The sequence below is a fragment of the Bacillus sp. MYb209 genome, from assembly GCF_002975175.1.
GTDB lineage: Bacteria > Bacillota > Bacilli > Bacillales > Bacillaceae_G > Bacillus_A.
Window position 1 is genome coordinate 25474 of sequence record NZ_PCNZ01000016.1, and the last position, 21967, is coordinate 47440.

Consider the following 21967-nt stretch of genomic DNA (forward strand, 5'->3'; position numbering starts at 1 on the left):
AATTATGCGTTTTTGATTATCGCTACATCCATGTTTTTAATAAGTTCATTAGCAAACTCAGAACATTTCACTTCTGTTGCACCTTCCATTAAGCGTGCGAAATCATAAGTTACTACTTTTGATTCAATTGTTTTCTCAACTGAAGCAGTTACTAAATTCGCAGCTTCGTTCCATCCTAAGTGCTCTAATAATAATACTCCAGAAAGAAGAACAGAAGATGGATTTACTTTATCTAAACCTGCATATTTTGGAGCTGTACCGTGTGTAGCTTCAAAGATAGCATGTCCAGTCACATAGTTAATATTTGCACCAGGTGCAATACCAATTCCACCTACTTGTGCAGCAAGTGCATCCGAGATGTAGTCTCCATTTAAGTTCATTGTTGCAACAACATCGAACTCACGTGGACGAGTTAAAATTTGTTGTAAGAAGATGTCTGCAATAGAATCTTTTACGATGATTTTTCCAGCAACTTCTGCTTCTGCCATCGCTTTGTTCGCTGCATCTTTACCATCTTTCTCAACAATACGGTCATATTCAGCCCAAGTAAATACTTTGTCGCCAAATTCTTGTTCCGCTACTTCGTAACCCCAGTTTTTGAAAGCACCTTCTGTAAACTTCATAATGTTTCCTTTATGAACTAGTGTAACAGAAGAGCGTTTTTCGTTAATTGCATATTGAATTGCAGCACGAACAAGACGCTTTGTCCCTTCTTCTGAAATCGGCTTAATACCAATTCCTGATGTTTCTGGGAAGCGAATTTTATTAACACCCATTGCTTCTTTTAAGAAAGCAAGAACTTTTTCTGCTTCTGGAGATCCTTGTGCATATTCAATCCCAGCATAAATGTCTTCTGTATTTTCACGGAAAATAACCATATCAGTATCTTCCGGACGTTTTACAGGTGACGGAACACCTTCAAAGTAACGAACTGGACGTAGACATACATATAAATCTAATTCTTGACGAAGTGCTACGTTTAGAGAACGAATACCACCGCCAACTGGAGTCGTAAGTGGACCTTTAATCGCGATTAAATACTCACGAATTTCATTTAATGTCTCTTCTGGTAACCACTCGCCTGTTTGGTTGAATGCTTTTTCCCCTGCAAGCACTTCTTTCCAAACAATTTTCTTCTCACCATCATAAGCTTTCTCAACTGCTGCTTCTATTACGCGAGATGCTGCAGCCCAAATATCAGGACCAATTCCATCTCCTTCGATAAATGGAATAATCGGATTGCTTGGTACATTCATAACACCATTAGTTACAGTAATTTTTTCACCTGTCGTCAATGTGATAACCCCCATGTTTGAAATTTCATATGTATGAAACTGAGGGAGTAATCCCTCAGTTCAAACCGTTAGTCAAATTAAAATATTCTAATCATTATATCTTTCCGAAAAAATCAGACTTTTGAAAGCGTATTTTCACTATCAAAATAGTGTTTTTCACTTATCGTTGCGCAATCGGAACATACACTTGATGCGTAGGTCCATCATAATCAGCACGCGGACGGATTAAACGGTTGTTTTCATATTGTTCTAGAATATGAGCTAACCAGCCTGACATACGGCTAATCGCAAAGATAGGTGTAAATAAGTCATGGTCAACTCCTAAACAATGGTATACAGAAGCTGAATAGAAATCAACATTTGGTGGAAGACCTTTTTCTTTTGTTACAATGTCTTCAATTTTGATAGACATATTATACCATTTGTCTTCTCCTAAAAGCACGCATAATCTCTTAGACATTTCGCGTAAGTGTTTCGCGCGTGGATCACCATGCTCATATACGCGATGACCAAATCCCATAATTTTCACTTTATTTTGAAGAGCATTATGAATATATGATTCTACATTTTCTTCTTCGCCAATTTCAGTTAACATCTTCATTACATTTTCATTTGCCCCGCCGTGAAGAGGACCTTTTAATGCACCGATTGCTGCTGTAATACCAGAATACACATCTGAAAGTGTAGCTACGCAAACACGTGCAGTAAATGTAGAAGCGTTTAACTCATGATCTGCATGAAGTACAAGTGCCTTATCAAAAGCCTCAATTTCAACTTCATTTGGCTCACGATCATTTAACATGTACAAGAAGTTTGCAGCTAATGATAGATCTTTTCTTGGCTCAACAACATCTAAACCTTTGCGAATTCTTGCATAAGCCGCAATTAAAGTTCCGACTTGAGCCTGTAATTTAACCGCTTTCAAATAATTAGACTTTCCATCCATTATTTCAGCGCTCTCATCATATAATGATAGCATGGAAATCGCAGTTCGTAAAACCGACATCGGGTGCGCGATTTTTAAATCTACTTGTTTCAAATATGTTAAAATCTCACCCGGTACTTTATAGTATTCAGATACAGTTTCACTAAATTCCGCTAGTTCTTTTTCGTTAGGCAGCTTGCGATGCCATAATAAGTACACTACTTCTTCGAACGTAGCATTCTCAGCTAAATCATCAATATTATACCCAACATAAGTTAATGTATCATCAATAATAGAGCTCACAGATGATGTTGTTGCTACTACCCCTTCTAAACCTCGAATAACAGTCATGACATTCTCTCCTTTTCCTGAAAATTCTCCCAATCTTGCTCCTTATATCTATTTGCTCCCCTTATAAATTATGAACGCTCGTTCACTCTTTAGGCAAGCAAAATGCACGTTCATGCAAATTTGTTGCGATGTTCCCCTCTGTTGTCCATTACTTACATGGAAAGCATGAGCGTGAATGTCTCCCCGAATCCTCACGCTCAAAACAACAAGTTAGTGAGGAAAATGAATTCCGAAGAGTTTATGATAAAAACAACATAAAACAATATCATTATAAAATTGTTTTATGTTGTTTTTATTTTATCTGGTGTAAAGTCTCTGCTGTTATGTAACTTTTCAAAGTTTCTAATCCTATTATAAACAATTATCTGACTTTTGTGAACAGAAAGAATTCAAAAATTTTATATTACTATAAAATTCCTTATTTAAACATTTGTATAATACTCATAACTGCATAGGCAATTCCAGCCCCAATTAATGGACCTACAGCGACTCCATTAAATAAAGCTACAGCTATAATTGTCCCAAAAACAAGCGCAGTTGTAATATGAGGATCAGTCGTTAATAATTGAACCCCACCTTTCGCCAATAAAGCAACCGCTACTCCTGAAGCTAAAGCAATCCATGCATAGTATGATTTCGCCGCTTCTCCGAGTTGTTTAAACCCTATTTCTCCCGTCGCAATTGGGACGAGCACCGCAATTGTAATAACCGTCACACCGAGGTTAATTCCTTTCGTTTGTAAATAAGGAAAGACTTTATCGCCTAAAAACGTAAACTTCAATAAAAATAACACTCCAACAGCTACAGTAAGCGATTGGTTTTTAGCAATTAGTCCTATAATTAGTAGTATGAATAAAAATAACGTTGACTGACTAATCATGATTACACTTCCTTTCTGAAAATAATGAAGTTGTTTCCAAATAAAAATACCTTTAAACCTATCGTTATACATGCTATATCGATTCATATTTGTCAATTATAATAAAGAAACAAATTGATTTTTATATACATTTCAAAATTACAAACAAGACTTTAACCAGAAAAAAATAAAGCATGCATATACATTTAAAAGCGGATGTCTCTCCTTTCTTTTATAATAAGAAACAGGTAAAATAAAAAGGAGAGAAAATGAAGTTTTTACCATATAGTAGAAGCATCACCAACAAGCTTCTGTAGTCATTAATCCGCTGTAAAAGCAGGCTAAATCCATCATTCCACTATAACATAAAGTGAAACTTTGATCAGTGAATCTCACTAGTTATAAGTTGAACGAATTAGGATAATCCAAATTGGAATGGGAGGTATACATCTTTGAACCGAAACTTACTATATATGATATTACGACTCATATTTGTCATTGTAGCAACGGTAGTTGGGTTCTATGCATTGCTGTACATGTCAGGCCTTATCTATCCTTTTATTATCGCTTTTGCATTCGCTTATTTGATTAATCCTGTCGTCAATTTCCTTAATCAAAAACTACAATTCCCTCGCGCATTAGCGGTACTCGTTAGCTTAATTCTCGTATTCGGAGCTATCGTCGGACTCGTTACATACCTTGTAACTGAAGCAATATCTGCCACAACATACTTACTACAAATTGTTACAGTGAAGTTTCCAGATATCGTTGCATTCGCCCAACAATTTGCACTTAATCATATTATGCCTCTCTATGATGATTTAATCTCTAAATTTAATCATCTCGGAGAACCACAGCGATACACTATTACACAAAACATTCAAAACTTAGGCACCGAAGCAACGACACAAATGAAAGAACTTTTAACCGCCATTATAAGTGGATTAACAAATTTCATTAGTGCATTACCTACAACTTTAACTGTTCTTGTATTCGTCTTATTAGCCACCTTCTTCATTAGTTACGATTGGCACCGTCTTGCTCATAAAGTAAGAAAACTTCTACCTAATCGTGTACATGGATACGGAAAAACTATTTTTGTCGATTTAAGAAAAGCTTTATTCGGTTTTGTTAAAGCGCAACTTACACTCGTATCTATGACAACTATTATTGTACTAATCGGCCTTTTAATATTACGCGTGCCATACGCAATTACTATCGCGATTATTACAGGGGTTGTAGATTTACTCCCGTATTTAGGAACTGGAGCCGTCTTCGTTCCTTGGGTTATATACGTATTTTTCACAGGCGATACTGCATTCGCCATCGGTCTTCTCATCCTATACATCGTCGTGATTGTCCAAAGACAAATCATGGAGCCAAAAGTACTTTCATCTAATATTGGACTCGATCCATTAGCGACACTCATCGCTCTATTTGTCGGCTTTAAGCTCTTTGGTTTTTTAGGATTAATCATCGGTCCAGTCATATTAGTACTACTTAATACATTACACAAAGCTCATGTATTCCACGACTTATGGAAATTCATTAAGGGCTCACCATCAAAATAATATTTTCTAATTCATACACAACAAAAAATCAACTGTAATCAGTGGGAATTCCCCACTGATTATTCACTGTACTTTTTTGTACTACCTACATTCAAAAGAGAATTTCCTAAAAAAGGATAATTCTCTTATTTTTTTGCATGAAAACGCATATTTTAGGACGTAAATACATTTTTATTCTATTTTCTCTATAATTATTGCTTACATTTATTACTTTTTATGTAAATGAATAAATATACAAAGCGAGGCAGATGAACCCTTTAATCAGTAATTTTTCTTCTCCTGTCTAACTTCTGCTCACTACTCGAATCTTACTATAAGCAAGAACATCACCCTAATGTAACACTTTTAATTCACAAGAACCCTCTGTATCCTATCGTTTAATAACTAACAACAATCCAGCCCCAACAAGAAGCTAACAATTGACTATAAATAGCAAACAAAAAAAATAACGCGTAGATCCTATAATCTACGCGTTATTTCTGAACAATAATAGTAGTTCTCTTTCTAAATTTCCAATCAATCCACTTCATAACAACCGGCTTCAATAAAGCCCTCGTTACAGGAACAACAAAGATAAAACCTATTATATCCGTCACATATCCAGGCAGTACTAAAAGAATACCTCCTACGAATATAAAAATACCATCTAGAACCGTATCACCCGGCATTTCTCCTCTATTTAACCTAAATTGGATCTCTCTAAGTACTTTAAACCCTTGTCGTTTCGCCAAATATACACCCACAATACCCGTAAATACAATCATAGCGAACGTAGACCATAAACCTATTACATGACTCGATCCTATTAATACCGTAATCTCAATCGCCGGTATTACAATAAGTAAGAATAACAACCACTTCACAGCTCCACACTCCTTCATATTTCATTCAAAAGGTTAAATACCCAAATCCCCTTACAAAACCCCTTATAAGCCCCTCATAACGCTCATACAAGCTTTACAAAGGACGAATAACCCTTCTTCCACTAAACATTATAATAAACGTTTTTCAAAGCTATTTCAGGTATTTAAAGCTATTTCTATCCTTTTTTGTGTAAAAAAAAGAGAAGGACTCCGATCCTTCTCTCCGTATTACTTCTTATAGCACTTCCGCATGTCCATTATAAACAATTCCGCGTGCTGCATCAACTGTTACTTCTTGGCCACTTTTTAAAGTTGTTGTTACGCCGTTTACACCAACGATAACAGGAATACCGATTGATACACCCACAACAGCTGCATGGCTTGTTAGACCGCCTTCTTCTACAACTAGAGCTGCAGCTTTTTCAATCGCAGGAATCATATCTTTATCAGTGCTTGTTGTAACAAGGATATCTCCTTTGTTTACGTTCGCTACAGCTTCAGCAGCTGTTTTCGCTACAACTACTTTACCTTTTGCAGCTTTACGACCGATTCCTTGCCCTTTAGCAACTTCTTCACCAACAACGTGGATTTTCATTAAGTTTGTTGTACCAGTTTCAGCAACTGGAACACCAGCAGTGATTACTACAGTATCTCCAAGTCCGATTAGACCCGCATCCATACCTGTTTGAATTGCTGTATCTAACATTTCGTCAGTAGAAGCTGCACGTTTCTCAGACATAAACGCTTGAACACCCCAAACAAGTGCAAGACGACGTCCTACTTGCTCGTCAGATGTTACAGCTACGATTGGAGATTTCGGACGGTATTTAGAGATCATTTTCGCAGTATGTCCACTTTCTGTTGGAGCTACGATTGCAGCTACATCAAGAGCAAGTGCTGTGTGCGCAACAGATTGGCTAATTGCATCTGTAATTGTTGGAGTGAACTCTTTAATACGTTTTTTGAACATATCTTCATATTGTAATGATTTTTCAACACGTACCGCAATGTTAGCCATCATTGTTACAGCTTCTACAGGGTATTGACCCGCAGCAGTTTCACCCGAAAGCATGATTGCATCTGTTCCATCGAAGATTGCGTTTGCTACGTCACTTGCTTCCGCACGAGTTGGACGTGGGTTACGTTGCATAGAATCTAACATTTGTGTTGCAGTAATAACTGGTTTGCCTAATACGTTACATTTTTTGATTAGACGTTTTTGTACTAACGGTACTTCTTCTGGTGGAATTTCCACACCCATATCACCACGAGCAACCATTAAACCGTCAGAAACTTCTAAGATTGAATCGATGTTGTCGATACCTTCTTGGTTTTCGATTTTTGGTACGATTTGGATGTATTGAGCGTTATGCCCTTCTAATAATTCACGAATTTCTAATACGTCAGATGCTTTACGTACGAAAGATGCTGCGATGAAATCAACTTTTTGCTCGATACCGAAAACGATATCTTGTACGTCTTTTTCAGTGATACCAGGAAGCTTAATGCTTACGTTTGGTACGTTAACACCTTTTTTATTTTTTACAGTTCCGCTGTTTAATACTTTTGTACGGATGTTTCCGTCAGCTTTCTCGATTACTTCTAGTTCGATAAGACCGTCATCGATTAGAATACGAGAACCCGGATCAACATCATCATAAAGACCAGCATAAGATACAGAGAACTTCTCTGCAGTTCCTAATACTTGTTCAGTAGAAAGAATTACTTCTGCACCTGTTACAAGCTCAGCTTGTCCGTCTACGAAGTCATGTGTACGGATTTCTGGACCTTTTGTATCAAGTAAAATACCAACTGTTTTACCAGTTTTCTTTGAAGCTTCACGAATATTTTTAATACGAGCTCCATGCTCTTCATGGCTACCATGAGAGAAATTTAAACGAGCAACGTTCATACCCGCTTCCATTAATTGCTCTAATTTCTCAATACTTTCACTAGCAGGACCTATAGTACATACAATTTTAGTTTTACGCATATTGCACCTCCGAAAATTATGAAACCGTTCCCAAATACAAGGCATTAAGCCGATTAGATAGATAATTCTTTAGATAATTGATACATATCTTTATCGATTGTATGCTTTTGAGCTAACGCTTCGATAATGTCATGATCAACCAGTTTATTATTTTGAATACCAACACAACGTCCACCATTACCAGCAATTAACAATTCAACTGCTCTTGCGCCAAGACGACTAGCTAATACACGGTCTTGTGCACTTGGTGATCCACCACGTTGTACGTGACCTAATACAGTTACACGAGTATCAAAGCTTGTTGCTTCTTCAATGTGCTTACCGATGTCAATTGCACTTCCAACACCTTCAGCTACAACGATAATACTGTGCTTTTTACCACGTTCACTACCGCGTTTCAGACGAGCGATAACATCTTCCATGTCATACTTTTCTTCTGGAATTAAGATAGTTTCTGCACCATCAGCTAAACCAGCCCATAATGCGATATCTCCAGCGTGACGTCCCATTACTTCGATAACATATGTACGTTCATGAGATGTAGCTGTATCACGGATTTTATCAATTGCATCAATAACAGTATTTAAAGCTGTATCGAAACCAATTGTGAAGTCTGTTCCAGGGATATCATTGTCAATTGTACCTGGTACACCTACACATGGGAATCCTTGCTCAGTTAATTTTTTTGCGCCTTGGTAAGAACCATCTCCACCAATAACAACAAGTCCTTCAATACCATGTTTCTTTAATTGCTCGATTCCTTTTAGTCGTACTTCCGGGTCTTTAAACTCAGGACATCTTGCTGTATATAATTTTGTACCACCACGGTGGATAATATCGCCAACAGAACCAAGTTCTAATTTTTCAATATGACCAGAAATTAAACCAGCGTATCCATGGTAAATACCATATACTTCAATATCATGGAAAATCGCTTTACGAACAACTGCACGAATGGCAGCATTCATACCAGGTGAATCTCCACCACTTGTTAATACACCAATACGTTTCATTTGTACTCACCTCATAAAGATTATTTGCCTTATAATAAAATAACACGAAAAAATATAAAAACACAATGGAGAAGATGTGTCTTTTCATAATAAAAACGTGCATTCGCGAAGAGGAACGCACGCTTTTCTTATTTTATCCCAATGGAAGCGTTTGAAAACGAAACTTGCCCAATTTTCATATATTTTTCATAACGTTTTTCGATTAATTCATCTTTCGAAATTCCGCTTAATTGTTCAAAAGTTTTCTTAAGCATTAAATCTATATTTTCTGATTGTTTCAAAACATTACGATGCGCTCCGCCTTTTGCCTCTGGAATAATTTCGTCAATTACACCTAATTCTTTCAAATCTAATGCTGTAATTTTCATCGCTTCTGCAGCTTCTTTTGCTTTACCAGCATCTTTCCAAAGAATCGCCGCCGCACCTTCTGGTGTAATGACAGAATAAGTGGAATTTTCCAGCATATGAATGTAATCTCCTACTCCAAGACCTAACGCACCACCGCTACCACCTTCACCGATAACGATACAAATAACAGGTACAGTTAAACCCGCCATTTCAAATAAATTACGGGCAATTGCCTCACTTTGTCCACGTTCTTCAGCTGCTTTACCAGGATAAGCTCCCTTCGTATCGATGAAACAAATAATGGGACGATTAAACTTTTCCGCTTGTTTCATTAGACGCAGTGCTTTTCGATATCCTTCTGGATGAGGCATCCCAAAATTACGACGAATATTTTCTTTCGTATCTTTTCCGCGTTGGTGCCCAATTACAGTTACAGGCATCCCCTTATATTTCGCAATGCCGCCGACAATCGCTGCATCGTCGCCAAATAGGCGATCTCCATGACATTCAAAAAAATTAGTAAATAAGTGCTCAATATAATCGAGCGTTGTCGGTCGTTCTGCATGACGAGCAATTTGAACACGGTCCCATACTTTCATATTGCCGTATATATCTTCCTCTAGTTTTTCTAGCTTGTCCTCCAAAATACGAATCTCCTCACTGAAGTCCATCTGGCTGTTTTTCGTATAGTCTTTCAGTTCACGAATCTTATTTCTTAGCTCAACAACTGGTTTCTCAAATTCTAGCTCTGCCATACAGCCATTTCCCCTCCTTGATGAACTTCTAAAATCTTACGGAGTGATTCTCTCATATCATCACGATGCACCACCGCATCTAATTGACCGTGCTCTAGTAAAAATTCTGCCGTTTGGAAATCTTCCGGCAGTTTCTCACGCACTGTTTGTTCAATTACGCGTCTACCAGCAAATCCGATAAGTGCACCTGGCTCTGCAAGATTGTAATCACCAAGTGAAGCGAAACTCGCTGAAACCCCGCCCGTCGTTGGGTGAGTCATAACAGAAATAAATAACCCTCCTGCATTACTATGCTTTTTCAAAGCTACGCTTGTTTTTGCCATTTGCATTAAACTTAATATCCCTTCTTGCATACGAGCACCACCCGACGCAGTAAAGATAATAAATGGAACTTGTAAGTCGTATGCCTTTTCAACCGCACGGGCAATTTTCTCTCCTACAACAGAGCCCATACTGCCCATTCGAAAACGAGAATCCATTACTGCAACAACAACAAGCATGTCATCAATTGTTCCTTCACCAGTTACAACCGCTTCATTCAATTCAGTCTTCTTACGATCGTTTTCTAGTTTCTCTTCATATCCCGGAAACTCAAGTGGATTTAGTGAAACCATCTCTTTGTCATACTCACGAAATGAACCTTCGTCCAATATACTATCAAGGCGTTCCCATGCATTCATCGGATGATGATATCCACAATTCACGCATACTTTTAAATTTTTAAGAAGCTCTTTCGTATACATGATTTTTTTACATTTCGGACATTTTGTCATAACGCCATCTGGTACATCTTTTCGTACTTGTTCTGAAGGTATTGCAGCGTACTTTTTCTTTTTCACGAATAAATCTCTTAGCACAATTTGACCCCCTTCGTTGAGAGCTAAGGTTAGCGTAAGAAGAAAATGGGGCTAACACCAATGTTTGATGTTAGCCTTATCTTCTCAATCTGTCTAATAACCTCTCTCTTTACGTTTAACTTTAACCGCTATGCGGTAGAATGTTTGTCATAACGTGTCATGGTCATTTCGACAAATTTTATACATTACGAGTGAAACTGTATATTCTCTACTAATTCATCGTAAATTTTTAACGCATCATTTTCTTGTTTCACTTCCAAAGTAGCATAAAGCCTTCTATACATTGTGATAGAATCTCCTGAAGCTTCACAAGAAAGAGTTGCAACGTAATCATTTACGATCATCCAAATGCGATATAGTAAATAATTATCGAATTGTTCAATAAGTGTTTTAAAGAACGTTTGATGAAGCATTGGAATTGAACTTTCATTTTCTTCAAGCACTTGGTGTAATTTACTTAGTACTTTAGAAAACGTTTCTTTCGGTAAATTACATACAATTCGAATCATATCTTTCTCAAGCAATCGTTTTGTTTGTAATAAATCACGAATTGTTTTCTCATCTTGCAGTAGAAACGGAGCAATTAATTGTACAAGACCGTTATCGTAAAAGTTTCGAATAAACGTCCCCTCACCACGTCTCGTTTCAATTAATCCTACCAGTTCTAACGCACGTAATGCTTCTCTTACAGAGGAACGTCCAGCATTTAAGCGTGAACTTAACTCACGCTCAGATGGCAAACGATCCCCTGCTACTAAACAATCCTCTTCCATAATGGAACGGATTTTTTTTACAATTTCGAGATATACTTTTGTATTTGATGATGTCAATGGAAATTCCTCGCTTATTCTTTACCAATCAGCGCTAATTGTTTTGTTTTCTCAGCGACTTCATTTGGATCTACTTGACGGCGAGCTACTCCTGTCTCCATTGCTGCTTTCGCAACGTAAGCCGCTACTTGAGGCGCTACACGCGCGTCAAATGGTGCTGGAATGATATGATCTGCATTCAACTCATCCTCTGATACAAGCTCTGCAATGGCTTGTACAGCTGCCATCTTCATTTCTTCATTAATTTGTGTCGCATGTACATCAAGTGCACCGCGGAAAATACCTGGGAAAGCTAGTACATTATTTACTTGGTTCGGGAAGTCAGAACGACCTGTTCCAACAACAGCTGCGCCCGCTGCTTTTGCCAATTCTGGCATAATTTCTGGAACCGGATTCGCCATTGCAAAAATAATTGCATCGTCATTCATTGTACGAACCATCTCTTCAGTTAATGCACCTGCTGCAGATACACCAATGAATACGTCCGCACCTTGTAAAACGTCAGCTAAAGAACCTTCTATACGATTCTTATTTGTATATTTTGCAACTTCATCTTTCACCGGATTCATACCGACAGGACGACCTTCATAGATTGCACCTTTACGGTCACACATAATAACGTCACGTACACCATAGCGATATAAAAGTTTAATGATTGCAATACCTGCTGCACCTGCACCATTTGCGACAACTTTAATGTCAGACATTTTCTTTCCAACTAACTTCAGCGCGTTCACAAGGCCTGCTACTGTTACGATAGCTGTTCCGTGTTGATCATCATGGAATATTGGAATGTTTGTCTCTTTTTTCAAACGTTCTTCAATAACGAAGCAGTTTGGTGCTGCGATGTCTTCTAAGTTTACACCGCCAAAAGTTGGCTCCATTAATTTTACAGTTTCAACAATTTTATCTACATCGTTTGTATTTAAGGCAATCGGGAATGCATCTACACCAGCAAAGCTCTTGAATAATACAGCTTTACCTTCCATTACTGGAAGAGATGCTTCAGGTCCAATGTTACCAAGACCAAGTACAGCCGTTCCATCTGTCACAACTGCTACCATATTTCCCTTCATTGTATATTCATATACCTTACTTTTATCGTCATAAATTTCTTTACAAGGCTCTGCAACCCCTGGAGAATATGCAAGACTTAAATCTTTTGCATTTTCTACTTTTACTTTTGATACAGTTTCTAATTTTCCTTGATGCACTTTATGCATGTGAAGTGCTTCTTCACGAAGTGTTGACAAACTATCCACTCTCCTCAAATTATGCTTGCTGATATCAATTTCTCCAAGTGGTCTGACCACGAACACTACTACTATAATAATCGAAGTGTAGGGAAATTGTCCATTATATTTTCACAACGACATTTTCGTCACCGACAATTTCACGAAGTGCTCCTAGACATTCTTCACTTGGATGAATCGATAAACTTCGAGATAATTGTACCATTTTATGTTCCTTTTCATAATAAATTAGTACTTTCGTAAAACCTGAATAATCAAACAATATTTTCGTAACTTGATTTACAAACTTTTTTTCATATTGAGACGGCAATTTCACGTAAACAGATGCTTCTTTCATTTCTTCATAAACATCCATTTCTTCTAGCGGATATAGTCCATTCACGATCCATTGCAACTTATGATTTCTTTGCTCGATCGTACCATCAACTAAAACAATTGCACCTTCTTGTAACCTGTCCGAAAAATGTATATACGTTTCTGGAAAAATAACGGCTTCCATTTCATCATTTTGATCACAGAATGTAATAAACGCCATCTTTTGCAACTTTTTCGTACGAATAACTTTCACACTTGTTATATATACGATCGCTCTTTGTACTTTTTTCTTATGTCGCATCGCCTGAGCAAGAGATGGAATTTCTAATTCTTTTCCTAACTCCGCATACTGCGCTGTCGGATAGCTAGATAAATAAAAACCGAGTGCTTCCTTCTCTTTATTTAACTGTTCAATAAAGGATAGCTCTTCTCCTTGTACGTATTTTGATTTCGGAACAGCATCCCCTAAATCAAAATCACGTGCAAGATTTGCATACTCCAACGCTCCTTTAAGACTTTTCCATAACGTCGTCCTCGAAACACAAAAATCGTCAAAACACCCAGACCAGACAAACGCTTCTAAATTTCGCTCTGTTACAAATTTTGATGGCATACGAAGACAAAACTCAAATAAATCTTCGAACATTTTTTTCTCTCGTTCTTCCAATAATGCCGTCACGGTAGCCATTCCGATATTCCGAATCGAAAGTAAACTATATCGAATCGCATTCCCTTCTATTTGGAAGTTGTAACCACTTCTCTGAAGAGACGGCGGTAAAACGTGAAAACCTTTCCGCTTCGTTTCTCGTACATACTGCACAATCTTATCTTCATTTCCAATTGCACTTGATAATAACGCCGTCATAAATTCCAGCGTATAATTTGCTTTTAAATATGCAAGCTGATATCCGATCATACTGTAAGCTACAGCGTGACTTCGGTTAAAACCGTAATTCGCAAATCTTACAATTAAATCGTAAATTTGTTCTGAAGATGTCTCGTCGTATCCGTTTTCCAAACAACCTTGAACAAAATGCTTACGTTCTTGATCTAAAATATCACGATTTTTTTTACTCACTGCACGGCGCAGCAAATCCGCTTCTCCAAGCGAAAATCCAGCTAACTTCGATGCGATTTGCATAATTTGTTCTTGGTATACAATTACGCCGTATGTTCTTTCTAAAATCGGCTTTAAATCCGGATGTAAATATTCAATGCGTCTTTTCCCATGCTTCGATTCAATAAAGGTTGGAATTTGTTCCATCGGTCCTGGTCTGTATAACGAGTTAACAGCGACTATGTCTTCAAATTCATTCGGTTTTAACCCACGAAGTACATTTCGCATACCACCTGATTCAAGCTGGAATACACCTGTTGTATCCCCTCTTCCTAACAATTGAAACGTCTTTTCATCTTGCAGAGGTAAATTTCTTATATCAATTTGTTTCCCAGTTTTTTCAACAATAAACTTTATAATATTTTCAAGTAACGTTAAATTACGTAAGCCTAAAAAGTCCATCTTGAGCAACCCAAGTTCTTCTAATGCATCAGCTGGATATTGCGTAACATAAACATCGTTATGCCCTTCTTGAATCGCTACACTTCCCGTTAACGGTTCTTGGCTCATAATAACGCCAGCTGCATGAATAGACGTATGACGCGGTAATCCCTCTACACGTTTTGCAATTTCAAACACACGCTCATGCAAAAGATTCCCTTGTATAAACTCACGAAGCGATTGCGATTCCTCATATGCATCTTTTAACGTTATACCAAGCTTTGATGGGATAAGTTTTGAAAATATGTCAATATCTCTTGGCAGGAGCCCCATTACACGAGCAATGTCTCTAATTGCGGCTTTCGCTGCAAGAGTTCCGAACGTTACAATTTGAGCAACACGAAGCTGACCATATTTATCTTTCACATATCGAATCATCTCATCACGTCTTATATCTGGAAAATCAATATCAATATCTGGAAGTGTCACACGTTCAGGGTTTAAAAACCTTTCAAATAATAATTCATATTCAATCGGATCAATATCTGTAATTTCCAATACGTAAGAAACGAGTGAACCAGCTGCCGATCCACGGCCTGGCCCAGTTAAAATATGATTTTCATGTGCATATTTCATAAAGTCCCATACGATGAGGAAATAATCGCTAAATCCCATACGAGAAATAACATTTAATTCATGATCCAAACGTCTTATATGCGCTTCTTTCGGCGTACCATAACGTTTCTGCAAGCCTTCTTCACAAACACGGCGCAAATACGTATCATTCGTCTCGTTAGATGGAACAGGAAATTTCGGTAATTGATTTACATGGAAAGGAATTTCTACTTGGCAACGTTCCGCGATTGTTATTGTATTTTGAACTGCTTCCTCAGCATGAGAAAATAGTGCTTCCATTTCATCCGATGACTTTAAATAATACTGATCCGTTTTCATTCTCGGTCTATCTGGATCAGTCATTTTCGTTCCGCCTTCAACAGATAATAAACATTCATGAACAAGTGCGTCACTTTGATTAATATAGCGAACATCATTTGTTGCAACGACTGGAACGTTTACCTTATTAATAAATTCAGGCAGTTTTTCTTGTAAAAGCAGTTCATCTTGAATCGCATGATGCTGCAAACTTATATAAAAATTGCTGAACATATTTTGATACGTATGAGCTACTTCTTCAGCCTGACTCTCTTTGTCTTCTAATAATAGCTGTTCAATCTCTCCATCTTTCCCTGGTGAAATTGCAATTAATCCTTTCGCATAATGAGCAAGCCACTTCTTCGGGATACCTTCTTTTGACTTCGTCATAATGCTGCTAGAAATCTTTAATAAATTTTGATAGCCTATTTCATTCTCAGCAAGTAAGACGAGTGGATAAGACCTTTCTTCTTCTTCACTAAAAATAGAAGCTGTTAAGCCGATAATAGGCTGTATACCATTTTTCTTGCATGCTTTATAAAACGGAATAACTCCATACATAACATTTTCATCTGTAATGGCCAGCGATGAAAATCCAAGCTCTTTCGCCCGAATGACAAGCTCATCGATTTTACAAGCACTTTTTAATAAACTAAAAACGGTTTGACATTGTAAATGCACAAACTTCACTGTTGTACCCTCTCTTTACCTATGTGACTACTTTTATTATAGGTGATGAGGAAAGCGGAAATCAAAACATACTTCTCATACTTTGTCCATATATATGAAGAAGAAAGGGGAATGACGATGGATGTAAGAGAACATACTTTTTTCTCTCTGCTTATTATTAGTTATTTTATTGCCTTTGGAGTTATACTTGGTGGTTCATTAATTGGCGGATTTGGTGCATTTCTCATCGGAAAACCAGCTCTAACTTATATTAATCAATTCGCCCAAAATTTAAGAATTTGGGCACTCGTTGCAGCAATTGGCGGAACGTTCGATACCTTTTATAGCTTTGAAAGAAGCTTCTTTGGCGGAGATATGAAAGATATCGTAAAACAAATTCTCCTTATTTTTTTTGCAACTGGCGGTATGCAAACTGGTCTTATTATTATTAAATGGCTTACACAGGAACATGTATGAGAGTACCCAGTGCCAATACAGCCAAAAGGTGGTATTTAGTTTTAGCTGGCGCTGCTGTTGGAGGAGTGTTGAGCTGGTTTGTTTTTTTGTACATATACGGTGTTTTTCAAGAAGAACAAGCTAGTAAAATAGCAGAACAAAAAGAAATTATCGAAAAACAAGAAGCAAAACTCCACGTCCTTCTCGAAGACCAAGAGAAATTGAACACAGAAAATAAACGGCTCTTAACAATTCAAGAAATCAAAATAAAAATTATAAATCGAAAAAAATATGATTTAGACAATCTTACACTTGAAAACATGACCACTTCTATCCATAATGATCTCCAGCATCTTTTAACGAAAAACATTCAAAGCATCGCAAAAAATAAAGACCTGCTCAAAAAAGTCATCGAAAATAAAACGTACAAACATTACGATCGTATATACCGCTTTAAAGTAGACACAGTCTCTTTTGATACCGTACTTGAAATTAATATTGATATAGAGAAAGAAAAATAAAAAAAGGAGGGCTTCAGTGCCTCTCCTTCTCTTTCATTCAACATATAACTTCTTATTTACACAGCTCACGTAAATCAGCAAACAGGCGATCCGCTTCTTCCCAAGAAGATGCTTTTGCACCAGAAGCCATCGGATGTCCTCCGCCATTATATTGCATTGCTAATTTATTAATAACTGGTCCTTTTGAACGAAGACGAACACGAATAACATCATCTTCCTCTAAAAATAGAACCCATGCCTTTAATCCATCAATATTACCAAGCGCTCCGACAACACCAGATGCTTCGGTAGAAAGTACATCAAACTCTTCTAGTACCTCTTTCGTTAATTTAATGTACGCTGCGCCTTCTTCTACCATCGTAAAGTTTTGTAAAATATAACCGTTTAAACGAGCGATCTTTTCTTTTGTCTTATACATTTCATTGTATAAATCCGTAAATTTAACATCCATTTCAACAAGCTCACTTACGTAACGAAGTGTTTTCGCTGTTGTATTTGGGAATAAGAAACGACCTGTATCTCCAACAATACCCGCTAAAATAAGGCGAGCTGCTTCCTTTGAAATCGTTAATCCTTTATCTTTTCCATAACTGTAAAATTCATAAATCATTTCACTTGTAGAACTAGCTGTCGTATCCACCCACGTAATATCTCCGTACGGGTCTTCATTCGGATGATGATCAATTTTAATTAACATCTTTCCTTTTGCATAACGCTGATCACAAACACGCTCTTGATTTGCTGTATCACAAACGATAACAAGTGCATCTTCATATACACTATCTTCAATATCATCCATTACTCGTAAAAATGATAAAGAAGGCTCGTTGTACCCAACCATATAAATATTTTTCTCTGGAAACGATTCTTGCAGAATTGTACCAAGTCCGCACTGAGAACCTAATGCATCTGGATCCGGACGTACATGACGATGAATAATAATTGTATCAAACTCTTTAATTGCTCCTAAAATTTGCTCATGCATATGTATAATCTCCTTTTTATTCAACTTCTTCACTTTATCCCGCATTAACGTGTAGTAAGACTCCCACCTCAAAAGTATTAAAAACAATGGTGCAAAATTAATTGGGAGCCCGGATGCACGTAAAAGCCCGATTGGTGAGGGCTAATAATTAGTGCGTGGGATCTCCCCACACTAATTAAAGTTTCACTTTATCCCCCATTATAACGGAAAACATTTCATACATGCGAACAATTGCTTTATAATAAAAATTAGAAAGTTTAGATTTTTCTTTTTTCTAAATTGTTATTTTTATACCAATCGATGGGAGCGTGTATTATGCCAGTATTCGTCTTTTGTATTATCATCTCATTTGTGTTGTACCTCTTCTACAAAACAAAATTCTTTCGTACAAACCGTCCAATGGAGAAGGGTTGGCTCTCTGGAAAATCTGCTATGGCACTCGGCTTATTCGTCCTATTCTTTGGGATAAACCAATTCTTTTTAGAACTTTCAACTGCCCGCATTATCGTTGGTGTTTTGTTTGTTTTATTTGGCAGCGCGAGCACCTTTAATGGATTCCGCCAATATAAACATTTTCTACCATTAGCAGTCAAAGAAGCCGAATCTTATAAAACAACGTAAAAAAGCATCAACATTGTGATGCTTTTTTACGTCCCTTAATCTTCAAAATCATACTTGCAACAAACGCAGACGGTATATTAAATAGATTGCCTTGCACGTGAAAATGTAATTGCTCTTCTTCAAAAGACATCTGTTTGTATAGTTCTTGTTGAGATAATCCTGTTCGTTTCTTTTTTTCATTTAATCCTTGTAAGTATAAGTATTGAATTGGTATCATCACAAGGAAATAAAAGAGTGCGATACCACCAAAAAAGAGTAATTCTGATGACATATTACATCCCCCTTCCGACATCCATTATCTTACAATCTAATTATATCATAGTATACAATCTAAATGAATTAATATTCTGTCTTTTCCGATTATACAATTATCTCTCCTTATATATATATCCTGCTACTCCTTTGCTTTCCCGCTAAAACTCTTCCACATCTTTAGCAACAGCTTCCAAACCCAATAAAACAAAAAAGATGGAACAAATCAAAGCGATTTGTTCCATCTTTTTATTTATCGATCAATTGCACCATAAGCAATGCTTTCCCGACAACATTACCTTCATGATGCACTTCTACATCAACCTTACCAAATTTACGCCCAATTTCTAATACTTTCGGATGAACTGATACAACATTATCAATTTGAACTGGCTTTACGAAATAAATTGTTAAGTTCTCAACAATTGAATCGCTCTTCTTCTGCGCACGAATGACGCGGTTTGTTGCTTCTGTCACAATTGTTGTGAATACACCGTAAGATAACGTCCCGATTGAATTGGTCATTTGTGGTGTCACTGAAAATTGATACAAATGCTCATTTTTCGCTTCTTTCGGCGTCATAAATTGATTCGTTACAATGTCATCAATTGTTTCACCAACTTGTGGTTGACGTTGAATCATTTGCAGCGCCTGAAGTACATCTTGACGACTAATGATACCTTGCAATTTATTTCCATCCTCCACAACAGGAAGTAATTCAATACCTTCCCACACCATCATACGCGCTGCAGCTGCGACAGACATTTTTCCATTTACTGTAATCGGATGCTTCGTCATCACTTTATCAATCGGTGTATCTTTCGCAACACCAATCATATCTTTCGAAGTTACAATACCTAACACCTTTTTATTTTCATCCACAATTGGATAACGTCCATGCATCGTTTCTTCATTGTACTCATGCCATTTCTGCACTGTATCACTTGGCTTTAAATATAACGTTTCTTCAATCGGTGTTAAAATATCTTCAACGAGTACAATTTCTTTCTTAATAAGTTGATCATAAATTGCACGGTTAATTAACGTTGCGACCGTAAATGTATCATAACTACTCGAAATAATTGGAAGCTTTAATTCGTCTGCTAACTTTTTCACATGCTCTTCTGTATCAAATCCACCTGTTATTAGTACGGCAGCCCCTGTTTCTAATGCTAATTGATGTGCATTCGTACGGTTCCCGATGATAAGCAAGTTCCCCGCTTCTGTATAGCGCATCATTGCTTCTAATTTCATAGCCCCAATAACGAATTTATTTAACGTTTTATGTAGTCCTTCTCTGCCCCCAAGTACTTGGCCATCGACAATGTTAACGACTTCTGCATATGTCAGTTTTTCGATATTCTCTTTCTTCTTTTGCTCAATTCGAATTGTTCCGACACGTTCAATTGTACTAACATATCCTTTATTTTCTGCATCTTTAATTGCACGGTAAGCTGTCCCTTCACTTACACTTAAATCTTTCGCAATTTGCCTTACAGAAATTTTATGCCCTACCGGTAGGCTATTAATATGTTCTAAAATTTGATTATGTTTGGTAGCCAAATGGTTTCACCATACTTTCTTTTCCCTAAATTCTTCATGTGTTGTATTTTCAGTATACTATATTTTCAAAACTGTTACACTCTCTCTTTATATATCTGTACTATTTTTTTTATAACAAAATGACCCTTACATTCCACCAGTCACTCTATTACAACAATGTAATGCTGTTGTCATCTCGTTCGATAGTTTGTCCACTCGATTCCATATACAATTAAGACAAGAAATGAAACAAAGGAGCGAATACATGATGAAAAAATTTTAGAGGTTGTAGGTGCTGTATTTGTAGCTTTCGTAGATGGAAAAAAAGTTGCAATGGAGTTGAATGAAACACCCGAACAGCCACTTCCAAAAAGAAAAGAATCACCAAAACAAGCGCAAACTTTAAAAGCTGTACTACACACGTAAAAAACCCTTCACTTGTCATTTCAAATGAAGGGTTTCTTTTTTATAGTGTAATACTTTCTCCAGCTTCTAATACTTTCCCTGTACAATTTTGTAGCTTTTCTACAAATTGATATGGATCTTGTTCAATAACTGGGAACGTATTGTAATGCATCGGTACAACTGTTTTCGCACCTATCCATTTTGCTGCTAACACAGCATCTTCTGGCCCCATTGTGAAATTATCACCAATTGGTAAAAATGCTACATCAATATTATTAAGTTCTCCAATTAACTTCATATCAGAGAATAAAGCAGTATCTCCTGCATGATATACCGTTTTCTCTTCTGCTGTAAACAAAATACCAGCTGGCATACCTGTATATGTAATCGTCTTATTTTCTTCATCAATATAACTGGAGCCGTGGAATGCTTGGGTAAATTTCACTTTTCCGAAGTCAAATTCATGCGAACCTCCAATATGCATCGGATGTGTATTTACACCTTGCCAGCCTAAAAATGTAGCTAATTCAAACGGTGCCACAACGACCGCATTATTTTTCTTTGCTAACGCTACTGTATCCCCGACATGATCACCGTGTCCGTGCGATAAAATAATCGCATCAACTTTTACATCTTCAGCCTTTAAATCTGTTTTCGGATTTCCCGTTAAAAATGGGTCAATTAAAATAACTTTTCCATTCGTTTCAATCTTTACAACTGAATGCCCGTGATAAGATACTTTCATCATTACATTCCTCCCCTATTCACATTCTCACTTTTTATTCTACATGATTTCTCAATTACCTGTCTTTTCTAACATCTATTTACTTGTCATAACGCTTTCATCCGATGTAAAG

19 protein-coding genes are annotated in these 21967 nt (G+C 37.0%); 4 read left to right on the top strand and 15 right to left on the bottom strand.

The window, feature by feature from the left end:
* Positions 1-2: 2 nt before the first annotated feature.
* From icd to CQZ94_RS20295, 3 genes are all read right to left on the bottom strand, one after another.
* On the bottom strand, positions 3-1295 hold the full coding sequence (gene icd / locus CQZ94_RS20280) for an NADP-dependent isocitrate dehydrogenase (RefSeq protein WP_142395881.1): 1293 nt from the start codon (positions 1293-1295) through the stop codon (positions 3-5).
* Between the two features lie 160 nt (positions 1296-1455).
* The gene (gene citZ, locus CQZ94_RS20285) at positions 1456-2604 is read right to left on the bottom strand and encodes a citrate synthase (protein ID WP_002112199.1); all 1149 of its coding nucleotides are present in this window, start codon (positions 2602-2604) and stop codon (positions 1456-1458) included.
* Between the two features lie 385 nt (positions 2605-2989).
* Positions 2990-3451 (bottom strand): DUF441 domain-containing protein, encoded by a 462-nt coding sequence (locus CQZ94_RS20295; RefSeq protein ID WP_002112200.1) that lies wholly within the window; start codon positions 3449-3451, stop codon positions 2990-2992.
* 431 nt (positions 3452-3882) lie between these two features.
* Between CQZ94_RS20295 and ytvI the strand changes: the two genes are divergently transcribed.
* Positions 3883-5001: a sporulation integral membrane protein YtvI gene (gene ytvI / locus CQZ94_RS20300; protein WP_002088938.1), complete on the top strand. Its 1119-nt coding sequence runs from the start codon at positions 3883-3885 to the stop codon at positions 4999-5001.
* 473 nt (positions 5002-5474) lie between these two features.
* Here ytvI and CQZ94_RS20305 read toward each other — a convergent pair whose 3' ends face one another.
* The 8 genes from CQZ94_RS20305 to dnaE form a co-directional block, all read right to left on the bottom strand.
* Complete coding sequence (locus tag CQZ94_RS20305) at positions 5475-5864, bottom strand: FxsA family protein (protein ID WP_105586878.1); 390 nt, start codon at positions 5862-5864, stop codon at positions 5475-5477.
* A 235-nt stretch (positions 5865-6099) separates the two neighbouring features.
* Positions 6100-7857, bottom strand: a complete 1758-nt coding sequence (gene pyk, locus CQZ94_RS20310; RefSeq protein WP_105586806.1) for a pyruvate kinase — start codon at positions 7855-7857, stop codon at positions 6100-6102.
* Between the two features lie 53 nt (positions 7858-7910).
* Positions 7911-8870 carry a 6-phosphofructokinase gene (pfkA, locus tag CQZ94_RS20315; protein ID WP_002034288.1) on the bottom strand — a complete coding sequence of 320 codons (960 nt, stop codon included), beginning with the start codon at positions 8868-8870 and terminating at the stop codon, positions 7911-7913.
* A gap of 128 nt (positions 8871-8998) precedes the next feature.
* Positions 8999-9973, bottom strand: coding sequence for an acetyl-CoA carboxylase carboxyl transferase subunit alpha (gene accA / locus CQZ94_RS20320; RefSeq protein ID WP_000818787.1), 975 nt, complete (start codon positions 9971-9973; stop codon positions 8999-9001).
* Entirely contained in the window at positions 9961-10830 is an 870-nt protein-coding gene (accD, locus tag CQZ94_RS20325; protein WP_002173724.1) for an acetyl-CoA carboxylase, carboxyltransferase subunit beta, read from the bottom strand. Before accD ends, accA begins: the two co-directional genes overlap by 13 nt.
* A gap of 185 nt (positions 10831-11015) precedes the next feature.
* Positions 11016-11660, bottom strand: a complete 645-nt coding sequence (locus tag CQZ94_RS20330; protein ID WP_105586807.1) for a FadR/GntR family transcriptional regulator — start codon at positions 11658-11660, stop codon at positions 11016-11018.
* A gap of 14 nt (positions 11661-11674) precedes the next feature.
* Positions 11675-12883: an NADP-dependent malic enzyme gene (ystJ, locus tag CQZ94_RS20335; protein ID WP_165763976.1), complete on the bottom strand. Its 1209-nt coding sequence runs from the start codon at positions 12881-12883 to the stop codon at positions 11675-11677.
* A 133-nt stretch (positions 12884-13016) separates the two neighbouring features.
* A complete protein-coding gene (gene dnaE / locus CQZ94_RS20340; RefSeq protein ID WP_105586808.1) occupies positions 13017-16349 on the bottom strand; it encodes a DNA polymerase III subunit alpha in 3333 nt (1110 codons plus the stop codon).
* A gap of 42 nt (positions 16350-16391) precedes the next feature.
* On the opposite strand from dnaE, the gene CQZ94_RS20345 reads away from it, so the two are divergent.
* Both CQZ94_RS20345 and ytrI read left to right on the top strand, forming a co-directional pair.
* Entirely contained in the window at positions 16392-16805 is a 414-nt protein-coding gene (locus CQZ94_RS20345; protein ID WP_002034291.1) for a YtrH family sporulation protein, read from the top strand.
* Entirely contained in the window at positions 16802-17305 is a 504-nt protein-coding gene (gene ytrI, locus CQZ94_RS20350; RefSeq protein ID WP_105586809.1) for a sporulation membrane protein YtrI, read from the top strand. Before CQZ94_RS20345 ends, ytrI begins: the two co-directional genes overlap by 4 nt.
* 52 nt (positions 17306-17357) lie before the next feature.
* On the opposite strand, the gene CQZ94_RS20355 is transcribed toward ytrI, so the two are convergent.
* Positions 17358-18290 carry a DHH family phosphoesterase gene (locus tag CQZ94_RS20355; RefSeq protein ID WP_060752089.1) on the bottom strand — a complete coding sequence of 311 codons (933 nt, stop codon included), beginning with the start codon at positions 18288-18290 and terminating at the stop codon, positions 17358-17360.
* Positions 18291-18605: 315 nt separating this feature from the next.
* Here CQZ94_RS20355 and CQZ94_RS20365 point away from each other — a divergent pair, with 315 nt between their 5' ends.
* Positions 18606-18911 carry a YtpI family protein gene (locus tag CQZ94_RS20365; protein ID WP_105586811.1) on the top strand — a complete coding sequence of 102 codons (306 nt, stop codon included), beginning with the start codon at positions 18606-18608 and terminating at the stop codon, positions 18909-18911.
* A gap of 7 nt (positions 18912-18918) precedes the next feature.
* Here the strand turns inward: CQZ94_RS20365 and CQZ94_RS20370 are convergent, their stop codons facing one another.
* From CQZ94_RS20370 to CQZ94_RS20385, 3 genes are all read right to left on the bottom strand, one after another.
* Complete coding sequence (locus tag CQZ94_RS20370) at positions 18919-19182, bottom strand: DUF3949 domain-containing protein (protein ID WP_105586812.1); 264 nt, start codon at positions 19180-19182, stop codon at positions 18919-18921.
* Positions 19183-19412: 230 nt separating this feature from the next.
* Entirely contained in the window at positions 19413-20726 is a 1314-nt protein-coding gene (locus CQZ94_RS20375) for a CBS domain-containing protein (RefSeq protein ID WP_105586813.1), read from the bottom strand.
* Positions 20727-21171: 445 nt separating this feature from the next.
* Complete coding sequence (locus CQZ94_RS20385; protein WP_105586879.1) at positions 21172-21855, bottom strand: metal-dependent hydrolase; 684 nt, start codon at positions 21853-21855, stop codon at positions 21172-21174.
* Positions 21856-21967 lie beyond the last annotated feature (112 nt).